Source organism: Halomonas sp. NyZ770, from assembly GCF_020616575.1.
In the GTDB taxonomy this organism is placed as follows: domain Bacteria; phylum Pseudomonadota; class Gammaproteobacteria; order Pseudomonadales; family Halomonadaceae; genus Vreelandella; species Vreelandella hamiltonii.
In genome coordinates, this window is record NZ_CP085143.1 from 2,807,859 (window position 1) to 2,828,147 (window position 20,289).

Annotated in this window: 16 protein-coding genes; 4 read left to right on the plus strand and 12 right to left on the minus strand. The window is 61.8% G+C overall.

The genetic code is table 11. The annotated features are described in order from the left end of the window. Nucleotides 1–28 precede the first annotated feature (28 nt). The 4 genes from LG409_RS13010 to LG409_RS13025 form a co-directional block, all read right to left on the minus strand. Nucleotides 29–3,217, minus strand: coding sequence for an efflux RND transporter permease subunit (locus LG409_RS13010; RefSeq protein ID WP_193460767.1), 3,189 nt, complete (start codon nt 3,215–3,217; stop codon nt 29–31). Then, nucleotides 3,217–4,497: an efflux RND transporter periplasmic adaptor subunit gene (locus tag LG409_RS13015; protein WP_227406845.1), complete on the minus strand. Its 1,281-nt coding sequence runs from the start codon at nt 4,495–4,497 to the stop codon at nt 3,217–3,219. The genes LG409_RS13010 and LG409_RS13015 overlap by 1 nt, the downstream gene beginning before the upstream one ends. 66 nt (nt 4,498–4,563) lie before the next feature. After that, nucleotides 4,564–6,036 carry a TolC family outer membrane protein gene (locus tag LG409_RS13020; protein ID WP_144981681.1) on the minus strand — a complete coding sequence of 491 codons (1,473 nt, stop codon included), beginning with the start codon at nt 6,034–6,036 and terminating at the stop codon, nt 4,564–4,566. Nucleotides 6,037–6,183: 147 nt separating this feature from the next. Continuing rightward, nucleotides 6,184–8,142, minus strand: coding sequence for a sigma 54-interacting transcriptional regulator (locus LG409_RS13025; RefSeq protein WP_422822544.1), 1,959 nt, complete (start codon nt 8,140–8,142; stop codon nt 6,184–6,186). 300 nt (nt 8,143–8,442) lie between these two features. On the opposite strand from LG409_RS13025, the gene LG409_RS13030 reads away from it, so the two are divergent. Genes LG409_RS13030 through cynS form a run of 4 tightly spaced genes read left to right on the plus strand, consistent with a single transcriptional unit; the run spans nt 8,443 to nt 12,121 of the window. Continuing rightward, nucleotides 8,443–9,861, plus strand: coding sequence for a CmpA/NrtA family ABC transporter substrate-binding protein (locus LG409_RS13030; protein ID WP_039176422.1), 1,419 nt, complete (start codon nt 8,443–8,445; stop codon nt 9,859–9,861). Nucleotides 9,862–9,863: 2 nt separating this feature from the next. Beyond that, a complete protein-coding gene (ntrB, locus tag LG409_RS13035; RefSeq protein ID WP_039176425.1) occupies nt 9,864–10,721 on the plus strand; it encodes a nitrate ABC transporter permease in 858 nt (285 codons plus the stop codon). Between the two features lie 10 nt (nt 10,722–10,731). Continuing rightward, entirely contained in the window at nt 10,732–11,688 is a 957-nt protein-coding gene (locus LG409_RS13040) for an ABC transporter ATP-binding protein (protein WP_096922562.1), read from the plus strand. Further along, a complete protein-coding gene (cynS, locus tag LG409_RS13045; protein WP_039176430.1) occupies nt 11,681–12,121 on the plus strand; it encodes a cyanase in 441 nt (146 codons plus the stop codon). The genes LG409_RS13040 and cynS overlap by 8 nt, the downstream gene beginning before the upstream one ends. 103 nt (nt 12,122–12,224) lie before the next feature. Here cynS and xylB read toward each other — a convergent pair whose 3' ends face one another. From xylB to LG409_RS13085, 8 genes are read right to left on the minus strand one after another with little or no spacing between them, the layout of a single operon-like run. Further along, on the minus strand, nt 12,225–13,709 hold the full coding sequence (gene xylB / locus LG409_RS13050; protein WP_227406847.1) for a xylulokinase: 1,485 nt from the start codon (nt 13,707–13,709) through the stop codon (nt 12,225–12,227). Then, nucleotides 13,709–15,196, minus strand: a complete 1,488-nt coding sequence (locus LG409_RS13055; protein ID WP_227406848.1) for a mannitol dehydrogenase family protein — start codon at nt 15,194–15,196, stop codon at nt 13,709–13,711. Before LG409_RS13055 ends, xylB begins: the two co-directional genes overlap by 1 nt. Further along, on the minus strand, nt 15,180–15,845 hold the full coding sequence (locus tag LG409_RS13060; RefSeq protein ID WP_144981696.1) for a nucleoside/nucleotide kinase family protein: 666 nt from the start codon (nt 15,843–15,845) through the stop codon (nt 15,180–15,182). The genes LG409_RS13055 and LG409_RS13060 overlap by 17 nt, the downstream gene beginning before the upstream one ends. 7 nt (nt 15,846–15,852) lie before the next feature. After that, nucleotides 15,853–16,638 (minus strand): L-iditol 2-dehydrogenase, encoded by a 786-nt coding sequence (locus LG409_RS13065; RefSeq protein WP_227406849.1) that lies wholly within the window; start codon nt 16,636–16,638, stop codon nt 15,853–15,855. Next, a complete protein-coding gene (locus LG409_RS13070; protein ID WP_227406850.1) occupies nt 16,622–17,320 on the minus strand; it encodes an HAD family hydrolase in 699 nt (232 codons plus the stop codon). Before LG409_RS13070 ends, LG409_RS13065 begins: the two co-directional genes overlap by 17 nt. Then, nucleotides 17,317–18,474, minus strand: coding sequence for an ABC transporter ATP-binding protein (locus tag LG409_RS13075; protein WP_227406851.1), 1,158 nt, complete (start codon nt 18,472–18,474; stop codon nt 17,317–17,319). Before LG409_RS13075 ends, LG409_RS13070 begins: the two co-directional genes overlap by 4 nt. A gap of 11 nt (nt 18,475–18,485) precedes the next feature. Then, the gene (locus LG409_RS13080; protein ID WP_039176449.1) at nt 18,486–19,334 is read right to left on the minus strand and encodes a carbohydrate ABC transporter permease; all 849 of its coding nucleotides are present in this window, start codon (nt 19,332–19,334) and stop codon (nt 18,486–18,488) included. A 31-nt stretch (nt 19,335–19,365) separates the two neighbouring features. After that, nucleotides 19,366–20,256, minus strand: a complete 891-nt coding sequence (locus LG409_RS13085) for a carbohydrate ABC transporter permease (RefSeq protein WP_039176453.1) — start codon at nt 20,254–20,256, stop codon at nt 19,366–19,368. Between the last annotated feature and the right edge of the window lie 33 nt (nt 20,257–20,289).

Below are 20,289 nucleotides of genomic sequence, written 5' to 3' on the forward strand. Positions count from 1 at the left end.
CCCGTCTGGTGGATCGCTGGCGATCAGGTCAGGTCTGATCGTGACCCAGCGCCGCCTGCTCATCCTCCTTGCGTTCAGGATGACGCTTGCGGTAGAGCCAGTCAGAAACAGTGGCAATCATGGCGTAGAAGCTGGGAATGAACAGGCTGCCCAGAATAGCGACGGACGCCATGCCCACGGCCACCGTGGTGCCGATATGGTGGCTACTGACATCACTGGCCCCGGTGGCCAAGGCCAGCGGCAGCGTACCAAAGATGAACGCCAGCGAGGTCATGACGATGGGCCGGAAGCGCAGCTCGGCCGCCGTGATCGCGGCTTCACGAATCGTCTTGCCCTGCTCTTTACGCTGCAGCTCGGCAAACTCGACGATCAGGATCGCGTTCTTGGCCGCCAGCCCCACGACCACCAGCATACCGATTTGCACGTAGACACTGGTATCCAGCCCGCGCAGCACGATACCGCCAATCCCCCCGAGGAAGGCAAACGGGGTGGCCGTCAAGACCGCCAGCGGCAAGGACCAGCTCTCGTACTGGGCCGCCAGGATCAGGAACACCATCAGGATACCGAACACGATGGCCAGCATGGCGGTATTGCCCAGGTTGGCCTCCTGATACGCGGTACCGGTCCAGCCCATGCCCCAGTTCGGCCCCAGCGTTTCCAGCACGACTTCTTCCATGGCCGCGATGGCTTGTGCCGAGCTGTAGCCCGGAGCCGCCCCGCCCTGGAACTGCGCCCCGGTGTACACCCCGAAGCGTGACACTACCGAAGGCCCTACCTGGCGCTCCAGCGTCACGAACTCGGATAACGGAATGCGCTCACCGTTGCCGCCCCGCACGTAGACATTGTTGATGTCTTCGGGGGTCTTGCGGAACTCGTCCTCGTTCTGCAGATACACCTGGAAGTTACGGTTCTGGTAGCTGAAGAAGTTGACGAAGCCATTACCAAAGGTATTGGAAAGTGCCGAAGAGATATTCTCCAGGGCCACGCCGTAGCTCAACGCCTTCTGCTGGTCGATCTCCGCCCGGAACGAGGGAACGTTCACGTTGAACGTGGAGAATACTTGATTCAGCGCAGGGTGCTGGTTCGCCGCCCCCATGATCTGCAGCGAAGCTTCATACAGCTCACGGGGCGATGCGCCGTCGAAGGATTGCAGGTAGCCGGTGAAGCCCCCAGTGGTCGACAGCCCCATGATGGGCGGCACGTTGAAGGCCATGGCCGAACCACCGTCGATGCTGGCACCCAGCTGCATGATACGGCCCACCAGCTCATTGGCGGTCAGGTCGCGCTCCGACCAGGGCTGCATGTTGACGAACATGATCCCGCGTGCGGTGTTCACCGCGCTGGACAGAATGTCATACCCCGCCACCGCCGAGGAGTACTGCACGCCAGGGATATCTTCAATGGCAGCACTTAGCTCGGCCATGTAGTTCTGGGTACGATCCAGCGAGGCAGCGTCCGGCAGCGACACGCTGACCAGCACGATCCCCTGGTCCGTTTCGGGCACCAGCGTGGAGGGCGTATTGGCATACAGCCAGTAAGAGCCCGCCCCGACAGCCACGGTCAGCGCCAGCGCCAGCACCCAGAAGCGCACCAGCTTCTTCACGAACCACATGTAGAGCGCCGTGAAGCCTGCAAAGAAACGATCGAACAGGCGCAGCGGCGTGGTAATCGCACGCTTGAAAGCGGACTGACGGGTCTTGTGCAGGTTGTGCTTGATGAAGATCGCGGACAGCGCCGGGGTGAAGGTCAGTGCCATCAGCGCCGACAACGCCACCGAGATCGCCACGGTAATCGCGAACTGCTGGTAGATCTGGCCCGTGAAGCCGCCCATGAAGGCCACCGGCACGAACACCGCCGCCATGATCAGCGACGTGGCGATGACCGGGCCGCCGACCTCTTTCATGGCGCGAATGGTGGCATCGCGAACGCTGATATCGTCCTCTTCGCTGAGCACCCGCTCGACGTTCTCCACCACCAGAATCGCGTCATCCACCACGATACCGATCGACAGCACCAGCGCGAACAGCGTCAACAGGTTGATCGAGAAGTCGAACAGGTAGAAGCCGGCAAAGGTACCAATCACCGAGACCGGCACCACCGACATGGCGATGACCGTAAAGCGCCAGTTCTGCAGGAAGATGAACAGAATCACGATAACGATAAGGAACGCTTCGATGAACGTCTTGAGCACCGTCTCGACGGACGCATCGATGAACAGCGTCGTATCGTAAGGCGTCACGTACTCGAGCCCCGGCGGGAAGCGTTCAGCCAGATCTTCCATGGTCGCCCGAACCGAGTTGGCCGTTTCCAGCGCGTTGGCGCCCGGCTGCTGGTTGATGATGATGGGCGTCATGGTCGCGCCGTTCAACCGCGCATCCACGCCGTAGAAAGAGGCACCCAGCTCGATCCGTGCCACGTCTTCCAGGCGCAGTGAAGAGCCATCGGCATTGGTGCGCAGGAAGATGTTGCGGAAATCATCCGGGCTGGAAAGACGCCCACCAGCGGTAATGGTGTAGGTATAGGCACGCGGCTCGCTCTGGGGCGTCGCGGCAAGATTACCGGCCGGAATTTCGGTGTTCTGAGCGCGAATGGCACTGGCCACTTCGCTCGGGGTCAGGTCGTACTGGGCCAGCTTGTCGGGATCCATCCAGATCCGCATGGCAAACTCGCCGCCCCCCAGCACCTCGGCGTTGCCCACCCCAGGCACCTGGCGCAGCTCATCGAGAATGTTGAGGGTGGCATAGTTCTGCATGTAGACGTTGTTGTAGTCACCGCTGGGCGAGGTCAGCGCGACCAGCATCAGAATGGAGTCGGAACGCAGCTCCACGGTGACACCCTGAGACTGAACGGCCTCTGGCAACTGGGACAAGGCCCCCTGCACGCGGTTGTTGACGTTGATGGTGTTGATATCACCATCGGTGCCGATGTTGAACGCCACGCTCAGGCTCATCAGGCCGTTGTCGGCGCTGTTGGAGGTCATGTACAGCATGTCCTCCACGCCGTTGATGGCTTCCGCCAGGGGCGCGGCCACGGTCTGTGCCACGGTCTCCGCATCGGCACCGGGGAACTGCGCCTGTACCGAGACCGTGGGCGGCACCACGCTGGGATACTGCTCGATGGGCAATATCCGCATCGCCATCGCGCCTACCAGCGTCAGGATAATCGCCAGCACCGTGGCGAATATCGGACGACTGATAAAGAAGTTAGAGAAATTCATTATTGAGCACCCTCTTCCCCTTCCGCGGGCGCATCACCGGCGCCTTCGGACATCTCGGCAGCCGCTTCGGCCTGCTCCTGCTGCTCCTGCGCTTCGGCTTCTTCCACGTCATCGACCAGCTGTTCTGCATCGCCATCGAAACGCACCGGGTCGATCACCATGCCCGGCTCGAGACCCGCCGGGTCGCCCACCACGACGCGCTCGCCAGGTTCCAGGCCATCCAGGATGATCTGCCAGGGGCCAGCCACATCGCCCAGTTGAACCGTCCGCTCACGCGCCTTGCTTTCGTCGTCCAGCACGAAGACACGAGGGCCCATCAACCCTTGGGTAACGGCAATTTCAGGCACCGCCATGACGTCGAAGCGCTTCAGGCCTTCAAGGCGTACGCGCACGAACTGGCCCGGCAGTACTTCCCCGTCAGGATTGTCGAACGTGGCCGATGCTTGCACCGTACTGGTGCCGGTATCCACGCGGGAACCGAGGAAATTCAGGCGGCCCGCCAGCTCACCACCGGCGCTACCCGCCAACCCGGGCACGCTGAGATGGGCGGTAATGGAGGACATGTCACCGGCGCTGTCGGCCAACTGACGACGCAGCTCGAAGGCATCGCGCTGGGGTAGCTGAAAGCGCACTTCCAGCGGGTCCAGAGGCGTGATGGTGGCCAGCTCAGTGCCTGACGTGACCAGGTTGCCCACGTTGATCTGGCTCAAGCTGATCATGCCCGAAACGGGCGCGGTGACGTTGGAGTAGCCCAGGTCCAGATTGGCACTGGTGAGTGCGGCTTCCGCCTGTGCCACGCTGGCCTGCGCAACCCGCTGCTCTGCCAGCGCCTGGTCGTACTGCTGGCGGCTGACCGAGTTCTGGCTCAGCAGCTGCTCGAAACGCTGCGCATCCCGCTGGGCGCGTGCCAGCTCTGCCCGGGCGCTCTGCAGGTCTGCTTCACGCTGGTTCACCGTGGCCTGGTACAAGTCCGGCTCGATGGTGTAGAGGCGATCTCCCTCCTCGACCATTTGCCCGGGTTCGAAATGCCGCTCTTCCAGAAAGCCGTTGACCCGCGCCACCAGCGTGACTTCACTGTCGCTACGCAGCAGCGAAGGATAGGACTTGTTGAGCGGAATGTCCTGACGGCTTACTTCAGCGACTTCCACCGCGTGGGGTGGCGCTTCCTGCTGCTGGCCCTGCTGCTCCTGGGACGGCTGTTCCTGGCCACAAGCGGTCAGCGCCAGCACGGCGATCAGCGTCACCAGGCTCGCCCGGGTGGAGTGCATCACTCTTTTCATGCGTCGAATTCCCATTCATTTTTTCTGTACGTTGACGGATCGCAGGCGTGCCCCCGTTGGCCGCTCTCAGGCGCCTGGGGTAGGAGGAGCACCAATGTCCATCGCGCGCTGGTAAGTATCAGGCGCGTTGCTTTCAGGCAGGGTGAAGTTGACGCTGTCACCGGTCAGCCAGGCATTGACTTCCTCGATGGCCGCCACGTCCAGCATGCCCGACTGCTGGCGCAGCGACATCAGATTCACCACGTAGTCGTAGCGCGCTTCGGCGTAGCTGGCGATGGCGTTATAGAGGTTCTGCTCGGCATTCAGCACATCGACGATATTGCGGGTACCCACTTCGTAGCCTGCGCGCGTCGCTTCCAGAGCACTGCGGGTAGACACGATGGCCTGGCGGCGAGCATCCACGGTTTCCACGTTATTGCTGACCTGGGTGTACAGCGAGCGCACTTGTTGAATCGTGGTGCGGCGCTGGGACTCGAAGTCGTACTGGCTACTTTCGAGCTGGAAGGTGCCCTGGCGAATACGCGCACTGGTGCTGCCACCGGTGTAAATCGGCAGGTTGGCGGAAACGCCTACCTGGCTAGAAGAGTTGTAGCCACTGACCACATCGCTGTCGCTGTCCGAGTATTGATAGTTGGCGAACGCCTGCACGGTGGGTAGACGCCCTGCCCGGGCGATTTCCACACCGGCCCGAGACAGCTCGATACCTGCCCGCTGGGCCAGTACCTGCGGGTTGCGCTCCAGTGCCTGGTCGACCCAATAGTCACGGTCGGTGGGCGCAGGGAGCGCAATCGGCATGGCGTCGCCCAAGGCATCGATGTTGGCGTAACGCTGCCCGGTCAACTGTTCCAGCGCTTCGAACGCCACTTGCAGGCTGCTCTCGGCGGCAATGCGGTCGGCCCGAGACTGGTCGAAGCTGGCCCGCGCCTCTTCCACTTCGGTAATCGCAATCAGCCCGACCTCGAACTGCTCGCGGGCCTGTTCCAGTTGGCGGCCAATGGCGCGCTCTTGCGCCTGACGCGCTTCCAGAACCTCATGGGCACGCAGAATATCGAAGTAGGCGCTGACCACGTCGATGAGCAGCTGCTGTTCCGTCGCGGCCAAAAGGTAGACCTGCTGATCGATCTGGCGCTCGGCCTGGTTGAGCTCCTGGCGCGTCACGGCATTGAACAGCGCCTGAGTCGCTTCCAACGACAGCGATGCGGTGTTGTAACGGTCATCGCTGACCCCCACCGCGGCCTGGTCGGCACCCACGCCGACGCCCGCCCCCCGCGCAGAACCCTGGCTTTCGTACTGCTGGTTGTGCACGACACTACCGGAGGCATTCACCTGAGGCAGCAAGCCGCCGCGCGCCACGTCCCGGCCCGCTTCCACGCCAGAAAATTCGGCGCGTGCCGAGGCAAGGGCAGCGTTGTTGTTCAACGCATCGCGGGTGATGGTGACCAGGTCGGCCGCTTGGGCAGGCAGAATGAAGGAGGAGGTCAGCACGGCCAGTAGCAAGGGGCGTAAAGGGGCATTGACTGCCCAGTGTGCTAGTCGCATGGGATTGCCTCTAGGTGTCAACGTTGGAAGACGCGCAGCGCCAGTCTGAAAGAGTGGGCATTATAGTTACATTCATGTATGTATGCTAGCCTTGAACTTGGCGAATTTGTGTGTACAAAGTGCCTGCCCAGTCCAGCACCTTTTACCTTAGTCCAATGCACCGTTGGCAGGGGGCTTTTTACATTCACGACGCCTGAATCGACGCGGGTCGATGCCCCACTTTTGCAGCCGGGAGGCCAGCGTCGTCGGTTTGACGCCCAATAGCTCAGCCGCCCCGCCCGCGCCAGAGATCTTGCCCTGTGTCGCTGCCAGCGCCTTCAACACGTTGTCCCGCTGGTGCTGCTGTAGCGCCTGTTCGGTCATCGGTGTCTCGGCAAGAGGCTCGGCGCCCTTGTCACGCTCCGCCATGACCTGCCCCGGCACACTGGGCTCAGGCGGCAACAGGTCGTCGAAGCAGAGTCGGCGGTCCTGGGTCACGATCACCTGTCGTTCGATGACGTTTTCGAGCTCGCGGATATTGCCAGGCCATGGGTAGAGGGTCAGCAGCTCCAATTGAGCCGGAGGAATACGCACGCCCGGCTTGTTGAACTTCAAGCAGGCGCGGTGCAGAAAATGTCGCGCCAGCAAGGGCACGTCCTCGATGCGCTTGCGCAGCGGCACTGAATCGATGGGAAACACGTTGAGCCGGAAATAGAGATCCTCTCGGAAATGCCCGGCGTCGATCATCTCTTTCAAATCACGGTTGGTGGCCGCAATCACGCGCACGTCCACCTCGCGGGTGCGGTTGTCCCCCACTCGCTCGAACTGCTGATCCTGCAATACGCGCAGCAGCTTGCTCTGCAGCTCCAGCGGAATTTCTCCTACCTCGTCAAGAAACAGCGTGCCGCCGTGGGCCAGCTCGAAACGCCCCGGACGATCCTGCATCGCCCCGGTAAAGGCCCCTTTGACATGGCCAAAGAACTCGCTTTCGAACAGATCTCGCGGTATGGCGGCACAGTTGACCCGAATCAGCGGCCGGTCGCTGCGCCCACTTCCGGCATGAATGGCCCTGGCGATCAGCTCCTTGCCCGTGCCGGACTCACCGCTGATCAAGACGTTGGCCCCGGTCGGCGCCACCATGGCAATCTGCTGGATCAATTTGGCCACCGCCGGGCTGTTGCCCACGATATTGCGGTGATTGACCTCTGCCTTGATCTCCTCCTGAAGGTATTCGTTCTCCAGCTCCAGCCGCCGCTTCAGCGACTCGACCTCCTCCAGGGCATCGCGCAGCTGCTGCTCTGCCCGTTTGCGTTCGCGGATATCGCGAAACAGCACCACGGCCCCCACCAGCCGCCCCATCTCGAAAATGGGGGTGCTCGTATACTCGACGGGAATCGCCTCACCGTTCTTGTGCCAGAACACTTCATCGTCGACGTGGTGCACCTGGCCATCGCTGAACGAGGCATGAATGGGGCACTGCTGCACCGGGAAATGCGAGCCATCGGCATGGGTATGGTGAAACATCAAATGCGCATCGTGGCCCACCATATCCTCGGTGCTCCAGCCCAGAATACGCTCGGCCGCTGGATTGACGAAAGTGGTTCTGCCCTGCGCATCCAGCCCGTAGATGCCCTCTCCGGCGGCGCTGAGAATCAGCTGGTTCTGCCTTTCGATTCGCTCGAACACCTGCTCGACGCGCTGCCACCCTACATCCCCCTGGCGATGCTGACGCCCCAGCTCGGCGCGGGCGCGCCGCTGCTCGGCCTTCTGCCGATCGATCAGGGTCAACAACAGCCGCGGGGTGTCCGGCAAACGCTCACCGAAGACTTCTACCCGGCGTGGCTGACGCACGCTGTCCAGCACCACCAGGTCATCCGACCACGCCTGCCCGGTAGTCAATACCTCATCGGTAAAGCTGACCCAAAGCGGCAAGGAGGCACTCAACCGATGGCTGAATGGAGACGCCCGCCAATCGCCCTCTTCCAGCATCAACAGTTGGCAGGCCGCCGCATTGGCAGCCACCAGCTCATCGGCCAGCGGGTCGATCACCAGCATGGCCAGCGGGGCATGGCTGGCCATGAGCTTGAGCGACGGCTCGCTCATCAACGGCTCGGTCGTCATGGGCATGGGGGGCATCTGCATCTCCTGGCGATGGCGTCGACATACCCACTACCCATACAAACAACGGGCCAATAACGATATTTCGTCATTTAAACAACGAAATATCGTTATTAACGAAAAATCGTTGTTTTCAAGCATGGCCTCCAAGATTCCACCAAATACCATAACTCATTGAATTTATGAATCTTTAAACACAACGGACGGTTGTGGCACACAAGTCGCACTAACGAAACAGTGCCGCAACGCTCTGTTTCGCACCAAGACGGCGCAGCTAGAAGCCCATTTGCTCCTGAGAGGTGAACGCCCATGAAAGAGAACAATGACCACAGCAGTCTCGGCAACCCTTTCGATCACCGTCAATCGCTGATCCATGGCCGCCAGTGTGATTGCCACCAGTGCCACCCTGCCCGCCCCAGCGTACCTTCCCATCAGGCCACCCTGGCCGGTGGCGAAGCGCCGCCCAGCAATGCCGAACAGATCATGGATCGAGTCGTGGAGAGCGCGCTGGTTCGTGGCATCTTTGGCCATAGCGACATGCACCGCCGGCAATTCATGAAGCTGGTGGGTGGCGGCACCGCGGCGGCGGCCCTGGCCACGCTGCTGCCCATGGAGTCGATCAAGGCGGCGGTCAAGGAGAACCTCGGCCCGCTGGAGAAAACCGAGCTGGACATCGGCTTCATTCCGATCACCTGCGCCACGCCCATCATCATGGCCCACCCCATGGGGTTCTATGAGCGTTACGGCCTGAACGTCAATGTGATCAAGACCGCGGGCTGGGCGCTGATTCGCGATAACTCGCTGAACGACCGGTACGATGCCGCTCACATGCTCTCCCCCATGCCGCTGGCCATGAGCCTGGGGGCAGGCTCGACCCAGCGGGCCTTCGTGACGCCTGCCATCGAGAACGTCAATGGGCAAGCCATCGTGCTGCACAACGACCACCAGGACAAGCGTGACCCGCAGCAGTGGAAAGGCTTCACCTTCGGCGTGCCCTTCGAATACTCCATGCACAACTTCCTGCTGCGCTACTACGTGGCCGAGCATGGCCTGGACCCGGATCAGGACATTCAGATTCGCGTCATTCCGCCCCCCGAAATGGTCGCCAACCTGCGCGCGGGCAACATCGATGGGTTTCTCTCCCCCGACCCGTTCAATCAGCGCGCCGTGTTCGAGCGCATCGGCTTCATTCATCTGCTCACCAAGGAGATCTGGGACGGCCACCCGTGCTGCGCCTTTGCCACCAGCGCTCGCTTTGCCCAGCAAAACCCCAACACCTACGGCGCGCTGCTGCGGGCGATCATCGATGCCACCCAATACTCCTCCGACCCAGCCAACCGTTCGGAAATCGCCGAGGCCATTGCCCCGACCAACTACCTGAACCAGCCGGTCACGGTGATCGAGCAGGTGCTGACAGGACGCTTTGCCGATGGCCTGGGCAATGTTCAGAACGTGCCGGACCGGATCGACTTCGACCCCTTCCCCTGGCAATCCATGGCCGTCTGGATCCTGACCCAGATGAAGCGCTGGGGCTACATCGAGGGCAGCGTCGATTATCAGCAGATTGCCCGGGATGTCTTTTTGGCCAGCGAAGCACGCACGGTGATGAACGAGCTGGGCTACGACGCCCCCGAAGAGACCTCGCGCAACTACCAGATCATGGGCAAGACCTTCGACTACACCGACCCCGAAGGGTATCTGGCCAGCTTTGATATCCGCAGGAGCTAATAATGGACCGCACCACCACCGACTGGAACATCAGCCTGAATGCACGGGCTGCCTTGTTGGCCTTCGTCCTGCTTGCCGTGCTGCTGGGACTATGGGAAGGACTCGACCGCTCGCCGCTGCTGGGCGGCACGGAAGAGCTGAGCGAGTACGAACTGCTGCTGGGCGGGGCCGATGAAACGGCCCGCGTTCCCCCGCCGTCGGCGATTTTCGAGCGGGCCTGGGAGCAGCTTTCCAACCCTTTCTATGATGCAGGCCCCAACGACAAGGGGATCGGCATCCAACTGGGTTACTCCCTTTACCGCGTGCTCAGCGGCTATCTCATGGCCGCCGTGGTGGCGATCCCCATCGGCTTTCTGATTGGCATGTCACCGCTGGCGTATAAAGCGCTCAACCCGTTCATTCAGGTCTTGCGGCCGATTTCTCCCTTGGCCTGGATGCCTCTGGCGCTGTTCATCATTCGGGATGCCGAAGCCTCGGCCATCTTCGTGATCTTTATCTGTTCCATTTGGCCGATGCTGCTCAATACCGCCTTTGGCGTGGCCGGTGTGCGCAGCGACTGGGTGAACGTGGCACGCACCCATGAACTGTCGCCGCTGCAAACGGCCTTCAAGGTCATTCTGCCCGCCGCGGCCCCGACCATTCTGACCGGCATGCGCATCTCCATCGGTATTGCCTGGCTGGTCATCGTCGCCGCAGAAATGCTTGTGGGTGGTACCGGCATCGGCTACTACGTCTGGAACGAGTGGAACAACCTGGACCTGACCAGCGTGATCTTTTCCATCCTGATGATTGGCGTCGTCGGCATGCTGCTGGATATGTCGCTGGGCTATGTCGCCCGTTTCGTCACCTACGCCGAATAAGGAGCCTGTCATGAGTCATGCCTTTGTAGAGGTGCAGAAGGCCGCCAAACGCTTCCCCGGCGCTGGCAAGGACGCTGCACCGCTCACGGTCTTCGAAGACATCAGCTTTCAGCTCAAGAAGGGCGAGTTCGTCTGCATCATCGGCCACTCCGGCTGTGGCAAATCCACCATCATGAACGCCTTGGCCGGGCTGGATCAGTTCTCCGAAGGCTCCATGGTCATGGATGGCAAGGAGATCCATGGGCCGAGTCTCGAACGTGGCGTGGTGTTTCAAAACTACAGCCTGTTGCCCTGGCTCACCGCGCTGGACAACGTGCGCTTTGGCGTACGTGCCCGCTGGCCCGCCTGGAGCGAGCACGAGATCACCGAACACAGCATGAAATACCTGACCCTAGTGGGCTTGAAAGAAGTGGTCGGCCGCAAGCCCGCCCAGCTTTCTGGCGGCATGCGCCAGCGGGTCAGCATCGCGCGTGCGTTTGCCACCAAGCCCAAGTTGCTGCTGCTGGATGAGCCCTTTGGGGCCCTGGATGCCCTCACCCGTGGCGTCATCCAGGACGAACTGGTCAAGATCTGGAGCCAGGACCAGCAGACCGTGTTCATGATCACCCACGACGTGGACGAAGCCATTCTGCTGGCCGACCGTATCTTCCTGATGACCAACGGCCCCCAGGCGCGGATTGCCGAAGCGGTCGAAATCGACCTGCCACGGCCGCGCCAGCGGGCGGAGATCGTCAAGCATCCCCACTTTTATACGATTCGCAACTACCTCGTCGACTTCCTGGTAAACCGCTCCAGTGAGCTACGCACCCAGGAATTCGACGGCAAGGGCCTGCGCTACCCCACACCGGTCAACCCCGTGACCTTGGCAGAAGGCAGCGCCACGCCCGTCTCTACTCCGGCACCGACGACGGTGCCGCCCCAAGAAAAGCTGGTCACATTTACTCCCAAGGAGATCCGTCATGGATAAGCTTGAAATGCGTCACACCCTTCTCGCCGCCAAGGCACGCAAGCAAATGAGCTGGGACGAGATTGCCAGCGCGGTCGGCATGTCGCCGGTCTGGGTGGCGTCAGCCTGCTACGGCATGAACAGTGCCAGTGCCGATGTCGCCCATAAACTGTGCGACGTGCTGGAAGTCGATGGCGACGTGGCCACCGCGCTGACCGCCTTCCCCACCAAGGCGTGGGATGAGGCCATTCCTCAGGACCCCTTCATCTACCGCCTGTACGAAGTGGTCGGCGTTTACGGTGAAACCCTCAAGGATGTCGTGCAGGAGAAGTTTGGCGACGGCATCATGAGCGCCATCGACTTCACCATGGAGATGGAAAAGATCGAAGACCCCAAGGGCGACCGCGTGCTGCTCACCTTGAACGGCAAGTTCCTGCCTTATAAATCCTGGTAAGCCGCCTGGGGCCACCCCGCCCTGCAGCCACGCCAGCGCCTGTCGATGAGACAGGCGCTGGCGTTATGGTGCATGGAGTGAGCGGCATTTGCAGCAATGGGTATTAAAGCGAGTGACGCTGCGCCAACAGCGCCAGGTAGCGCTGATACGCCTCATGGTACGCGGCCACACGCTGGGGTTCCGGCTCTGCCAGTGAGGCAGCGTCCAGGTGCACCAACCGCTCGCAGAGCGAGGCCAGGCTCACGCCCTCGGGGCCCAGGTCGCACCAGGCTGCCTGAATGGCGGCGCCCAGAGCGGCGGCATCGGTGATCTCAGGGCAGATCACTTGGGTATTGGTCATGTCGGCCACCATTTGCCGCCACACGGGGCTGTTCGCACCGCCGCCGATCAGCCGAATCTGGCGGGTACCCGCGGCCAGTTCTCCCAACAGTTCCAGCCCGTAGCGCAGGCCAAAGGTAGCGCCTTCCATCACCCCACGACACAGGTTGGCCTGGGTCATGTTCACGCTGGTCAAGCCCAGAAAGTCGCCAGCGGCATCCGGCAACATGGGTACCCGTTCCCCGTTGAAGAACGGCAGTACCGTCACGCCTTCGGCGCCAATCGGGGCGCTGGCCACCCGCTCGCCAAAGGCCGCCAGATCCAGCCCGAACAACTCTCGCACGCGGGTCGTTGCCGACGTGACGTTCATGGTACAGATCAGCGGCAGCCAGCCACCGTGGCTGGCGCAGAAGTTGGCCACCATGGCGCTGTCGCAGACCACGGGCTCGGGCGAGTAGGCACATACCGTGCCGGAGGTTCCCAGGCTCAAGGTAATCAAGCCACGGGTAATATTGCCGGTGCCAATCGCCCCCATCATGTTATCGCCACCGCCGGAAGAGACGATCACGCTATCGCTCAGCCCCAGCTCTTGCGCTACCAATGGGCGGACTCGACCAACCGGCTCTCGGGGCTCGATGAGGCGTGGCAGCACGCGCTCAGGGTCGAGTTCTGGCGCAATGGCGGCGAACACCTCTTTTTGCCAGCGCTGGGTACGGGTGTCGAAATAACCAGTGCCCGAGGCATCGCCTGCCTCGGTGACCCGCTCACCGGTCAGCCAGAAATTCAGGTAGTCATGGGGCAGCAGCAGCGTGGCGATACGCTGATAGGCGTCCGGGTGGTGCTCGCGAAGCCAAGCCACTTTCGAGGCGGTATAACCGGTTTGCAGCACCAGGCCAAGCTTCGCCAGGCAGCCCGCTTCACCGCCCAACGCCTCGACCAGCGCACTGTTTTGCGCGCTGGTTTCGGTATCACACCACAGCTTGGCGGGATACACCGGCACGCCGTCGGCATCGAGAGCCACCATGCCATGCTGTTGGCCGGAAACGCCAATGCCGCGTACCTGTCGGGCATCGATGCCCGACCGCTGAATGGCCTCGGAAAACGCCCCCTTGAGCGCCGCCAACCACTCGGCGGGCGACTGCTCGCGGCGGCCGTGTTCGCCTTCGTCCAGGCGGTGCGGGCGGCTGCCTTCCCCCAGGATGACGCCACGCTCCACATCCACCACCACGACCTTGGTACTCTGCGTACCGCAATCCACCCCGATATACATCACACGGTTCCTTTCGACGCGACCAGAGCTTCAAGGGTAGCCCGTGCGCCCCGCTCATGCAGCGACTTCAGCGCCTCCAGGTAGGCATCAAGGAAGCGGGGCTGCTCTGCCAGGTCGCCAAACAGCTCGCGGTTTTCCACGAAGGCCGCCGGGTGGGTGCGGTTATTGGCGGCAATGGCCATCAACGGCTCTCGCAAGCGGTCCACGATCTCGATGGGGTTGCCCTGCTCGTCGACCCCTTCGGCATAGCGTGCCCAGCTGGCCACCACGGCAGCGCTGCGCTGGATCTCGCCGCCCTGGGCAAGCTGCTGGCGAATCACCGGCACCAACCATTTAGGAATACGATCCGAGCTTTCCGCGCACAGCCGCGCCAGGGTGTCTCTGATTTGAGGATTGGCAAAGCGCTCGATCAGCGTCAACTGATAGCTTGCAAGGTCTACCCCCGGCACGGGGGCCAGCGTCGGCGTACCCTCTTCGCGCATGTACCCCAGCAAGAACTCCACGAACAGCGGGTCCTGGCACACCTCATGGGCGTAGCGATAGCCCGCCAAATAACCAAAATAAGTGAGCGCCTGATGGCTGGCGTTGAGCAGGCGCAGTTTCATCAGTTCGTAGGGCTCGACATCATCGACGACCTGAACACCAACGTTCTCGAACGCCGGGCGACCCAAGGGAAAGTGGTCTTCCAGCACCCATTGGGTAAAGGGCTCGCACACCACGGGCCAGGCGTCTTCAACGCCAAAGCGCTGGGCGAGCTCTTCGATATCCGTAGGCGCGGTCACCGGCGTGATACGGTCCACCATGGCGTTGGGAAACGCCACCTCGGCAGCCAGCCAGTCACCCAGCTCTGCACTGCGGGCGCGGGCGTAGGCGCTGAACATGCGTTTGGCCACGTCGCCGTTGCCCTGAATGTTGTCGCAGGACATCACCGTAAACGGCGCAATGCCCCGTGCCCGGCGGCGCACCAAGGCTTCCACCACAAGGCCAAAGCTGGTGGAGGGGCGCTCTGGATGGGCGAGATCGTCGCGCACCTGGGGGGCGTCCAGGTTGAACTCTCCGCTGACCGGATGAAAGTTGTAGCCACCCTCCGTGACCGTGAGCGACACGATTCTGATGGCGGGGTCCGCCATTGTTTCGATCACCGCGTCGGGGTCCTCCGGGGCAAACAGGTAATCCACCATGCTGCCAATCACCCGGGGCCGATACTCGCCATCGGGGTATTTCACCACCAGGGTGTAGAGGAAATCCTGAGCTGCCAGCACCTGCTGCATGCGCTTGTCGCCGGGCATGACCCCGACCCCCACGATCCCCCACTCCAGCGCTTCGCCCTGGTTCATCAGTGCATCCACGTACATCGCCTGATGAGCACGATGAAAGCCCCCGACCCCGATATGCACGATGCCGGGGGTCAGTGCCTGTCGGTCGTAAGCAGGTCTCTGTACGGCCTGGCCGAAGGCCGCCAACGTATGGTTATTCAACGAGGTCATGGTCACTCTCCGAGAAGGTGGACAGGGATGGTCGCCAGCGCTGGTCAGGTGACACGCTGCGCGTTTTCACCAGAGCCGCGTTGAGCATGTCTTTCTGGTGGGTTCGCTCCATGGCACCCGCGAGGTCCTGCCCCATGCACAGCCAGCGCTGTATCAGCCGCTCGGCCAGCACGGCATCCTCCACGTCGATGAACAGCGTCCAGTCGAACAGAGAACGCAGCGCTCGCCAGGGCTCTTGGTCGAGCAGCAGATAATTGCCCTCCACGATCACGATGCGATGGTCGGGCGTGATCAAGCGCCCCCCGGCCCTCGCCAGGTCCAGCGGGCGATCGAAAATGGGCACGGCCACCGGACGGTCAGCGCGACGAATACGCGCCAGGTCGTGGCGAAGGCCGTCCACGTCGAACGTATGCGGCGCTCCCTTGAGCGGGAGCTGCTCTTCCCCCAGGACAGCGTTATCGAAGTGATAGCCATCCATGGGCACGACCGCTGCCACCCCTGGCTGGCGCTGATTGAGCGCATCGCACAGCAGGGCACTCCCGTAAGACTTGCCAGCACCAGGCGGCCCGGCCAGGGCAACCATATAGCGCGCTTGGCCTTGCGCGGCATCCAGCAGTTGGTGGCTCAACGAAACAACATCAGGGCTCATTGGCATCTCAGCTCATCCAGTTACCACCATCGACATTGAGAGTCTGGGCCACGACATAGTCGCTGTCCTGGCTGGCCAGAAAGACGGCAGCACCGGTGTGGTCCTCCGGCAGCCCCATCCGCCCGTAGGGCACGGCCTCGCCCACCAGGCGCTTTTTCTCACCCAGCGGGCGGTGCTCGTAGCGGGCAAACAGCGCATCGACCTCTTCCCACATCGGTGTATCCACCACGCCAGGGGCTATGCCGTTGACGTTGATGCGATGTTTGATCAAATCGAGCCCGCAGGATTGGGTCAGGCTGATCACGGCGGCTTTGCTGGCGCAGTAAACGCTCACCAATGGCTCGCCTCGTCTACCTGCCTGCGAGGCCATGTTGATGATCTTGCCGCCCTGCCCTTGTGCCACCATGGCGCGAGCCACGGCCTGCAAGGTGAAAAACATGCCTTTGGTGTTCACCGCGAACTGTTTGTCGAAGCTGGCTTCGGTGACCTCCAGCACGGGCGCCATGTCGAAGACCGCGGCGTTGTTGACCAGAATGTCGATACCGCCAAAGCGCTCGGAGACCTTGCTCACCATGGCGTCGATGGACGCCTGATCGCATACGTTCAGCACCACGCCCATCACCCGTTCGGCGTCGGTATCCTGCTGGAGCGTGATGAGCGCTTCGTCGACGGCCCGGGCATCGATGTCGGCCACCACGACGCTGGCTCCTTCCAGAAGATAGCGCCGAGCGATGGCCAGCCCGATCCCCCGAGCGCCGCCGGTAATCACGGCCCGTTTATCGCGTAGTTTCATTGTGATCGTGTCCTTGCAGGTAGAGTTGCCACTCATCGACCAAGGCGTGCAGCCCACGCATGTGCAGCAGGATTCGCCAGGCGCCAGCGGCCAGCAGTCGCGCATGTTGGCGGTCATCCACATGGCTGGCACCGACAAAGCCAATCACCTGCATGCCTGCCGCCCGGGCAGCCGTCACTCCGGCCACGCTATCCTCCACCACCAGGCACTGCTCAGGAGAGCAGCCAAGCCTGCTCGCGGCCAGGTGATAAATGGCCGGGTCTGGTTTCGGGTGGTCGACCTGCTCGGCGGTGAAGATGGGCACGTCTCCCAATACGTCGGCCAATCGCGTGGTCGCCAGGGAGGCCTCCACACGGCGACGACGGCTGTTGGAAACGATGGCCTTGGGCAGACTGATGCCACTTACCGCTCGGTGCACACCCTCGATGGCGGTCAGCTCACGCAGCAGCCGCGACTCGATGGCCTCATCCACCTGCTCAGATGCATCCGCTGGCAGCGCATGGCGGCTCTGCTGCTCGAGATGGTGCAGAATATCGGCCGTCGTCATGCCCAGGGCTTGCCCCAGCAGCGTCGGTATATCCAGGTCTGGCAGCCAGTGGGTCAGGTAGGTTTCCAGGGTCTGCTCGGCGAGAAACTCGCTGTCCACCAGAACACCGTCACAATCAAAGATCAGTGTCTTCATGCGTGCCCTCCGGGTAGCTCTGGCTCGCTGGCGGCACGGTTGTCCTGGCGTGTCAGGCTGGCCAACGGATGGCGAGAAAGGCTCTCCAGTGCCAGGCCTTGGGCGTCGAAGAGATGCGCGCGCTGCGCATCGAAACCGAACGTCACGGTATCGTTCACACGGTAGGCCACGTCACCGTCGGCCATGATCGTTATCAGCAGCTCGCCCATTTGCACGTACAGCGAGGTTTGCCCACCCAGCCGCTCCAGCACCTTGATTTGGCCACTCAAAGGGCCGTTTTCATCCAACTGCAGATGCTCCGGGCGAATGCCCAGCTCCAGCGCTTCGTCGCTGGCGAGCCGTTCACCTGCTACCGGAAGGGTGCAGAGTCGCCCACCGGGCAGGCGCACGGTGACACCATCATCACCAAGGGAGCGCTGCTCGACGCTGAAGAAGTTCATCTTGGGCGAACCAATGAAACCTGCCACGAACCGGTTACGCGGGTGGTGGTAGAGTTCCATGGGCGAGCCTACCTGCTCTACCACGCCATCGTGGAGCACGACGATTTTATCGGCCATGGTCATGGCCTCTATCTGGTCGTGGGTGACGTAAATCATCGTCGCGTCCAGCTCTTCGTGCAGCCGCGCCAGCTCGATACGCATCTGCACCCGCAGCGCCGCATCCAGATTGGAGAGCGGCTCGTCGAACAGGAAGATGCTGGGATTGCGCACGATGGCGCGACCAATGGCGACCCGCTGGCGCTGGCCGCCCGAGAGCGCTTTGGGCTTGCGGTCCAGCAGCGGTTCTAGCTGCAGGATCCGGGCGGCTTCCAGCACCTTGGCGCGGCGCTCCTCTTTGGGCACCCCGGCCAGGCGCATGCTGAAGCCCATGTTGCCCTCGACGGTCATGTGCGGGTAAAGCGCATAGCTTTGAAACACCATGGCCAACCCTCGGTCGGCGGGGCCCACCTCGTTCATGCGCTGGCCATCGATGAGAATATCGCCGTCACTGGCGCTTTCCAGCCCGGCGATCATGCGCATCAGCGTGGATTTGCCGCAGCCGGAAGGCCCCACGAACACGACGAACTCACGATCGTTGACGTCGAGGTCGATGCCCTTGATGACCTGGGTGTCGCCAAACTGCTTGGTGATGTTTTTCAGTTGCAAGGTTGCCATGGAAAATTCCTTTACTTGACGGCACCAAAGGTCAGGCCGCGCACCATTTGTTTTTGGGTCATCCAGCCGAGAATCAGGATGGGCGCAATGGCCATGGTGGACGCCGCCGACAGTTTGGCCCAGAACAACCCTTCAGGGCTCGAGAAGGAGGCAATGTAAGCGGTCAACGGTGCCGCTTTCGACGAGGTGAGATTGAGACTCCAGAACGCCTCGTTCCAGCTCAGGATCACCGACAGCAGCCCGGTAGAAGCGATGCCCGGCAAGGTCAGCGGCAGCAGCAGGAAAAATACCTCTTGCAGGGTAGAGGCGCCGTCCATACGGCCCGCTTCGAGGATGTCCTTGGGCATGTCCTTGAAGAAGGTGTAGAGCATCCACACCACGATGGGCAGGTTCATCAGGGTGTAGATGATGATCAGCCCGGTACGGGTATCCAGCAGTCCGACATCGCGGAAAATCAGGTAGATAGGTACCAGAACTCCCACCGGCGGCAGCATCTTGGTGGAGAGCATCCACAGCAGCGTGCCTTTGGTGCGTTGGGTGGGCAAGAAGGCCATGGCGTAAGCCGAGGGAATGGCAATCAGCAAGGCTAAAAACGTGGAGCCAAACGCGACGGCCACGCTGTTCAAGGCAAAGCGGGCATAGCCCGAGCGGGCCTGAACGGCCTGGTAACTTTCGAGCGTAGGCGAAAAAATAAAGCTGGGGTCGGCGATCGCCGCCGTTTCGGTTTTGAATCCGGTCAGCACCATCCACAGGATGGGAAAAAAGATCACCAAGGCCACGGACCAGCCCAGCAGGGTCAGCAGTAGCTGCCGCAGCGGTAACGAACGTGCGTTGGCGGAGGCGTTACGATGCAGGGTCATACAGAGACTCCCAAGGCCCAAAGAGCCGACGTTAATCTTCCAGGTTTCTGGCAACCATTCGGACGAGGAAGATGGCGACGATATTGGCGAGAATGATGGCGATCACCCCACCCGCCGAGGCCATGCCCACATCGAAATCCAACAGCGCCTGGATGTAGATCAAATACGCCAGGTTGGTGGTAGCAAGTCCCGGCCCACCCGAGGTAGTGACAAATATCTCGGCAAAAATCGTCAGCAGGAAGATCATCTCGATCATGATCACCACGCTGATGGCACGCTTGAGGTGCGGCAGCGTGATGAAGAAGAAAATCGCCAGCGGCCCCGCTCCGTCCATGCGTGCGGCTTCCACCTGATCTTCGTCCAGCGACTGCATGGCGGTCAGCAGAATCAGCAGCGCAAACGGCAGCCACTGCCATGAGACGATGATGATGATGGACGTCAGCGGTAGCGCCGAGAACCAGTCCACGACGGGAAGCCCCAGCGATTGCGACAGCCAGGCCAACACCCCATTGGAGGGGTGCATCATCATGTTTTTCCAGACCAGGGCACTGACCGTGGGCATGACGAAGAAAGGAGAAATCGCCAGCACCCGGGCAATGCCCCGCCCGGCAAACTCTTGCTGGAACAGCACCGCCAGCAGCGTGCCGCCCACCACCGTGATGACCAGTACCCAGCCCACCAGCAGCAGCGTGTTGGCCATGGCTTTCCACAGCGCGGGGTCGGTGAGCAGATACTCATAGTTTTCCAGCCCCGCGAAGCCGGTCATTTCCGGCATCAACAGGTTGTAGCGCTGAAAAGAGAACCAGACTGTCATGCCCAAGGGCACGATCATCCAGAGCAGCAGAAGAGTCACTGCGGGCGCCTGAAGCGATAGCGTCCTCAGCCCGCCGACCGTTCGGCCAGAAGCACGTGTTCTATTCATGACAATACCTGCAAAAAACGGTCCCGCCAGGAG

What these genes read in the sequence shown, in the direction of transcription:
- LG409_RS13055 (WP_227406848.1), bottom strand. Translation starts at nt 15,196, where the DNA reads ATGACCTCGTTGAATAACCATACGTTGGCGGCCTTCGGCCAGGCCGTA.
- LG409_RS13015 (WP_227406845.1), bottom strand. Translation starts at nt 4,497, where the DNA reads ATGAAAAGAGTGATGCACTCCACCCGGGCGAGCCTGGTGACGCTGATC.
- xylB (WP_227406847.1), bottom strand. Translation starts at nt 13,709, where the DNA reads ATGTATATCGGGGTGGATTGCGGTACGCAGAGTACCAAGGTCGTGGTG.
- LG409_RS13075 (WP_227406851.1), bottom strand. Translation starts at nt 18,474, where the DNA reads ATGGCAACCTTGCAACTGAAAAACATCACCAAGCAGTTTGGCGACACC.
- LG409_RS13010 (WP_193460767.1), bottom strand. Translation starts at nt 3,217, where the DNA reads ATGAATTTCTCTAACTTCTTTATCAGTCGTCCGATATTCGCCACGGTG.
- LG409_RS13060 (WP_144981696.1), bottom strand. Translation starts at nt 15,845, where the DNA reads ATGAGCCCTGATGTTGTTTCGTTGAGCCACCAACTGCTGGATGCCGCG.
- ntrB (WP_039176425.1), top strand. Translation starts at nt 9,864, where the DNA reads ATGGACCGCACCACCACCGACTGGAACATCAGCCTGAATGCACGGGCT.
- LG409_RS13040 (WP_096922562.1), top strand. Translation starts at nt 10,732, where the DNA reads ATGAGTCATGCCTTTGTAGAGGTGCAGAAGGCCGCCAAACGCTTCCCC.
- LG409_RS13025 (WP_422822544.1), bottom strand. Translation starts at nt 8,142, where the DNA reads ATGCCCATGACGACCGAGCCGTTGATGAGCGAGCCGTCGCTCAAGCTC.
- LG409_RS13030 (WP_039176422.1), top strand. Translation starts at nt 8,443, where the DNA reads ATGAAAGAGAACAATGACCACAGCAGTCTCGGCAACCCTTTCGATCAC.
- LG409_RS13070 (WP_227406850.1), bottom strand. Translation starts at nt 17,320, where the DNA reads ATGAAGACACTGATCTTTGATTGTGACGGTGTTCTGGTGGACAGCGAG.
- cynS (WP_039176430.1), top strand. Translation starts at nt 11,681, where the DNA reads ATGGATAAGCTTGAAATGCGTCACACCCTTCTCGCCGCCAAGGCACGC.
- LG409_RS13085 (WP_039176453.1), bottom strand. Translation starts at nt 20,256, where the DNA reads ATGAATAGAACACGTGCTTCTGGCCGAACGGTCGGCGGGCTGAGGACG.
- LG409_RS13080 (WP_039176449.1), bottom strand. Translation starts at nt 19,334, where the DNA reads ATGACCCTGCATCGTAACGCCTCCGCCAACGCACGTTCGTTACCGCTG.
- LG409_RS13020 (WP_144981681.1), bottom strand. Translation starts at nt 6,036, where the DNA reads ATGCGACTAGCACACTGGGCAGTCAATGCCCCTTTACGCCCCTTGCTA.
- LG409_RS13065 (WP_227406849.1), bottom strand. Translation starts at nt 16,638, where the DNA reads ATGAAACTACGCGATAAACGGGCCGTGATTACCGGCGGCGCTCGGGGG.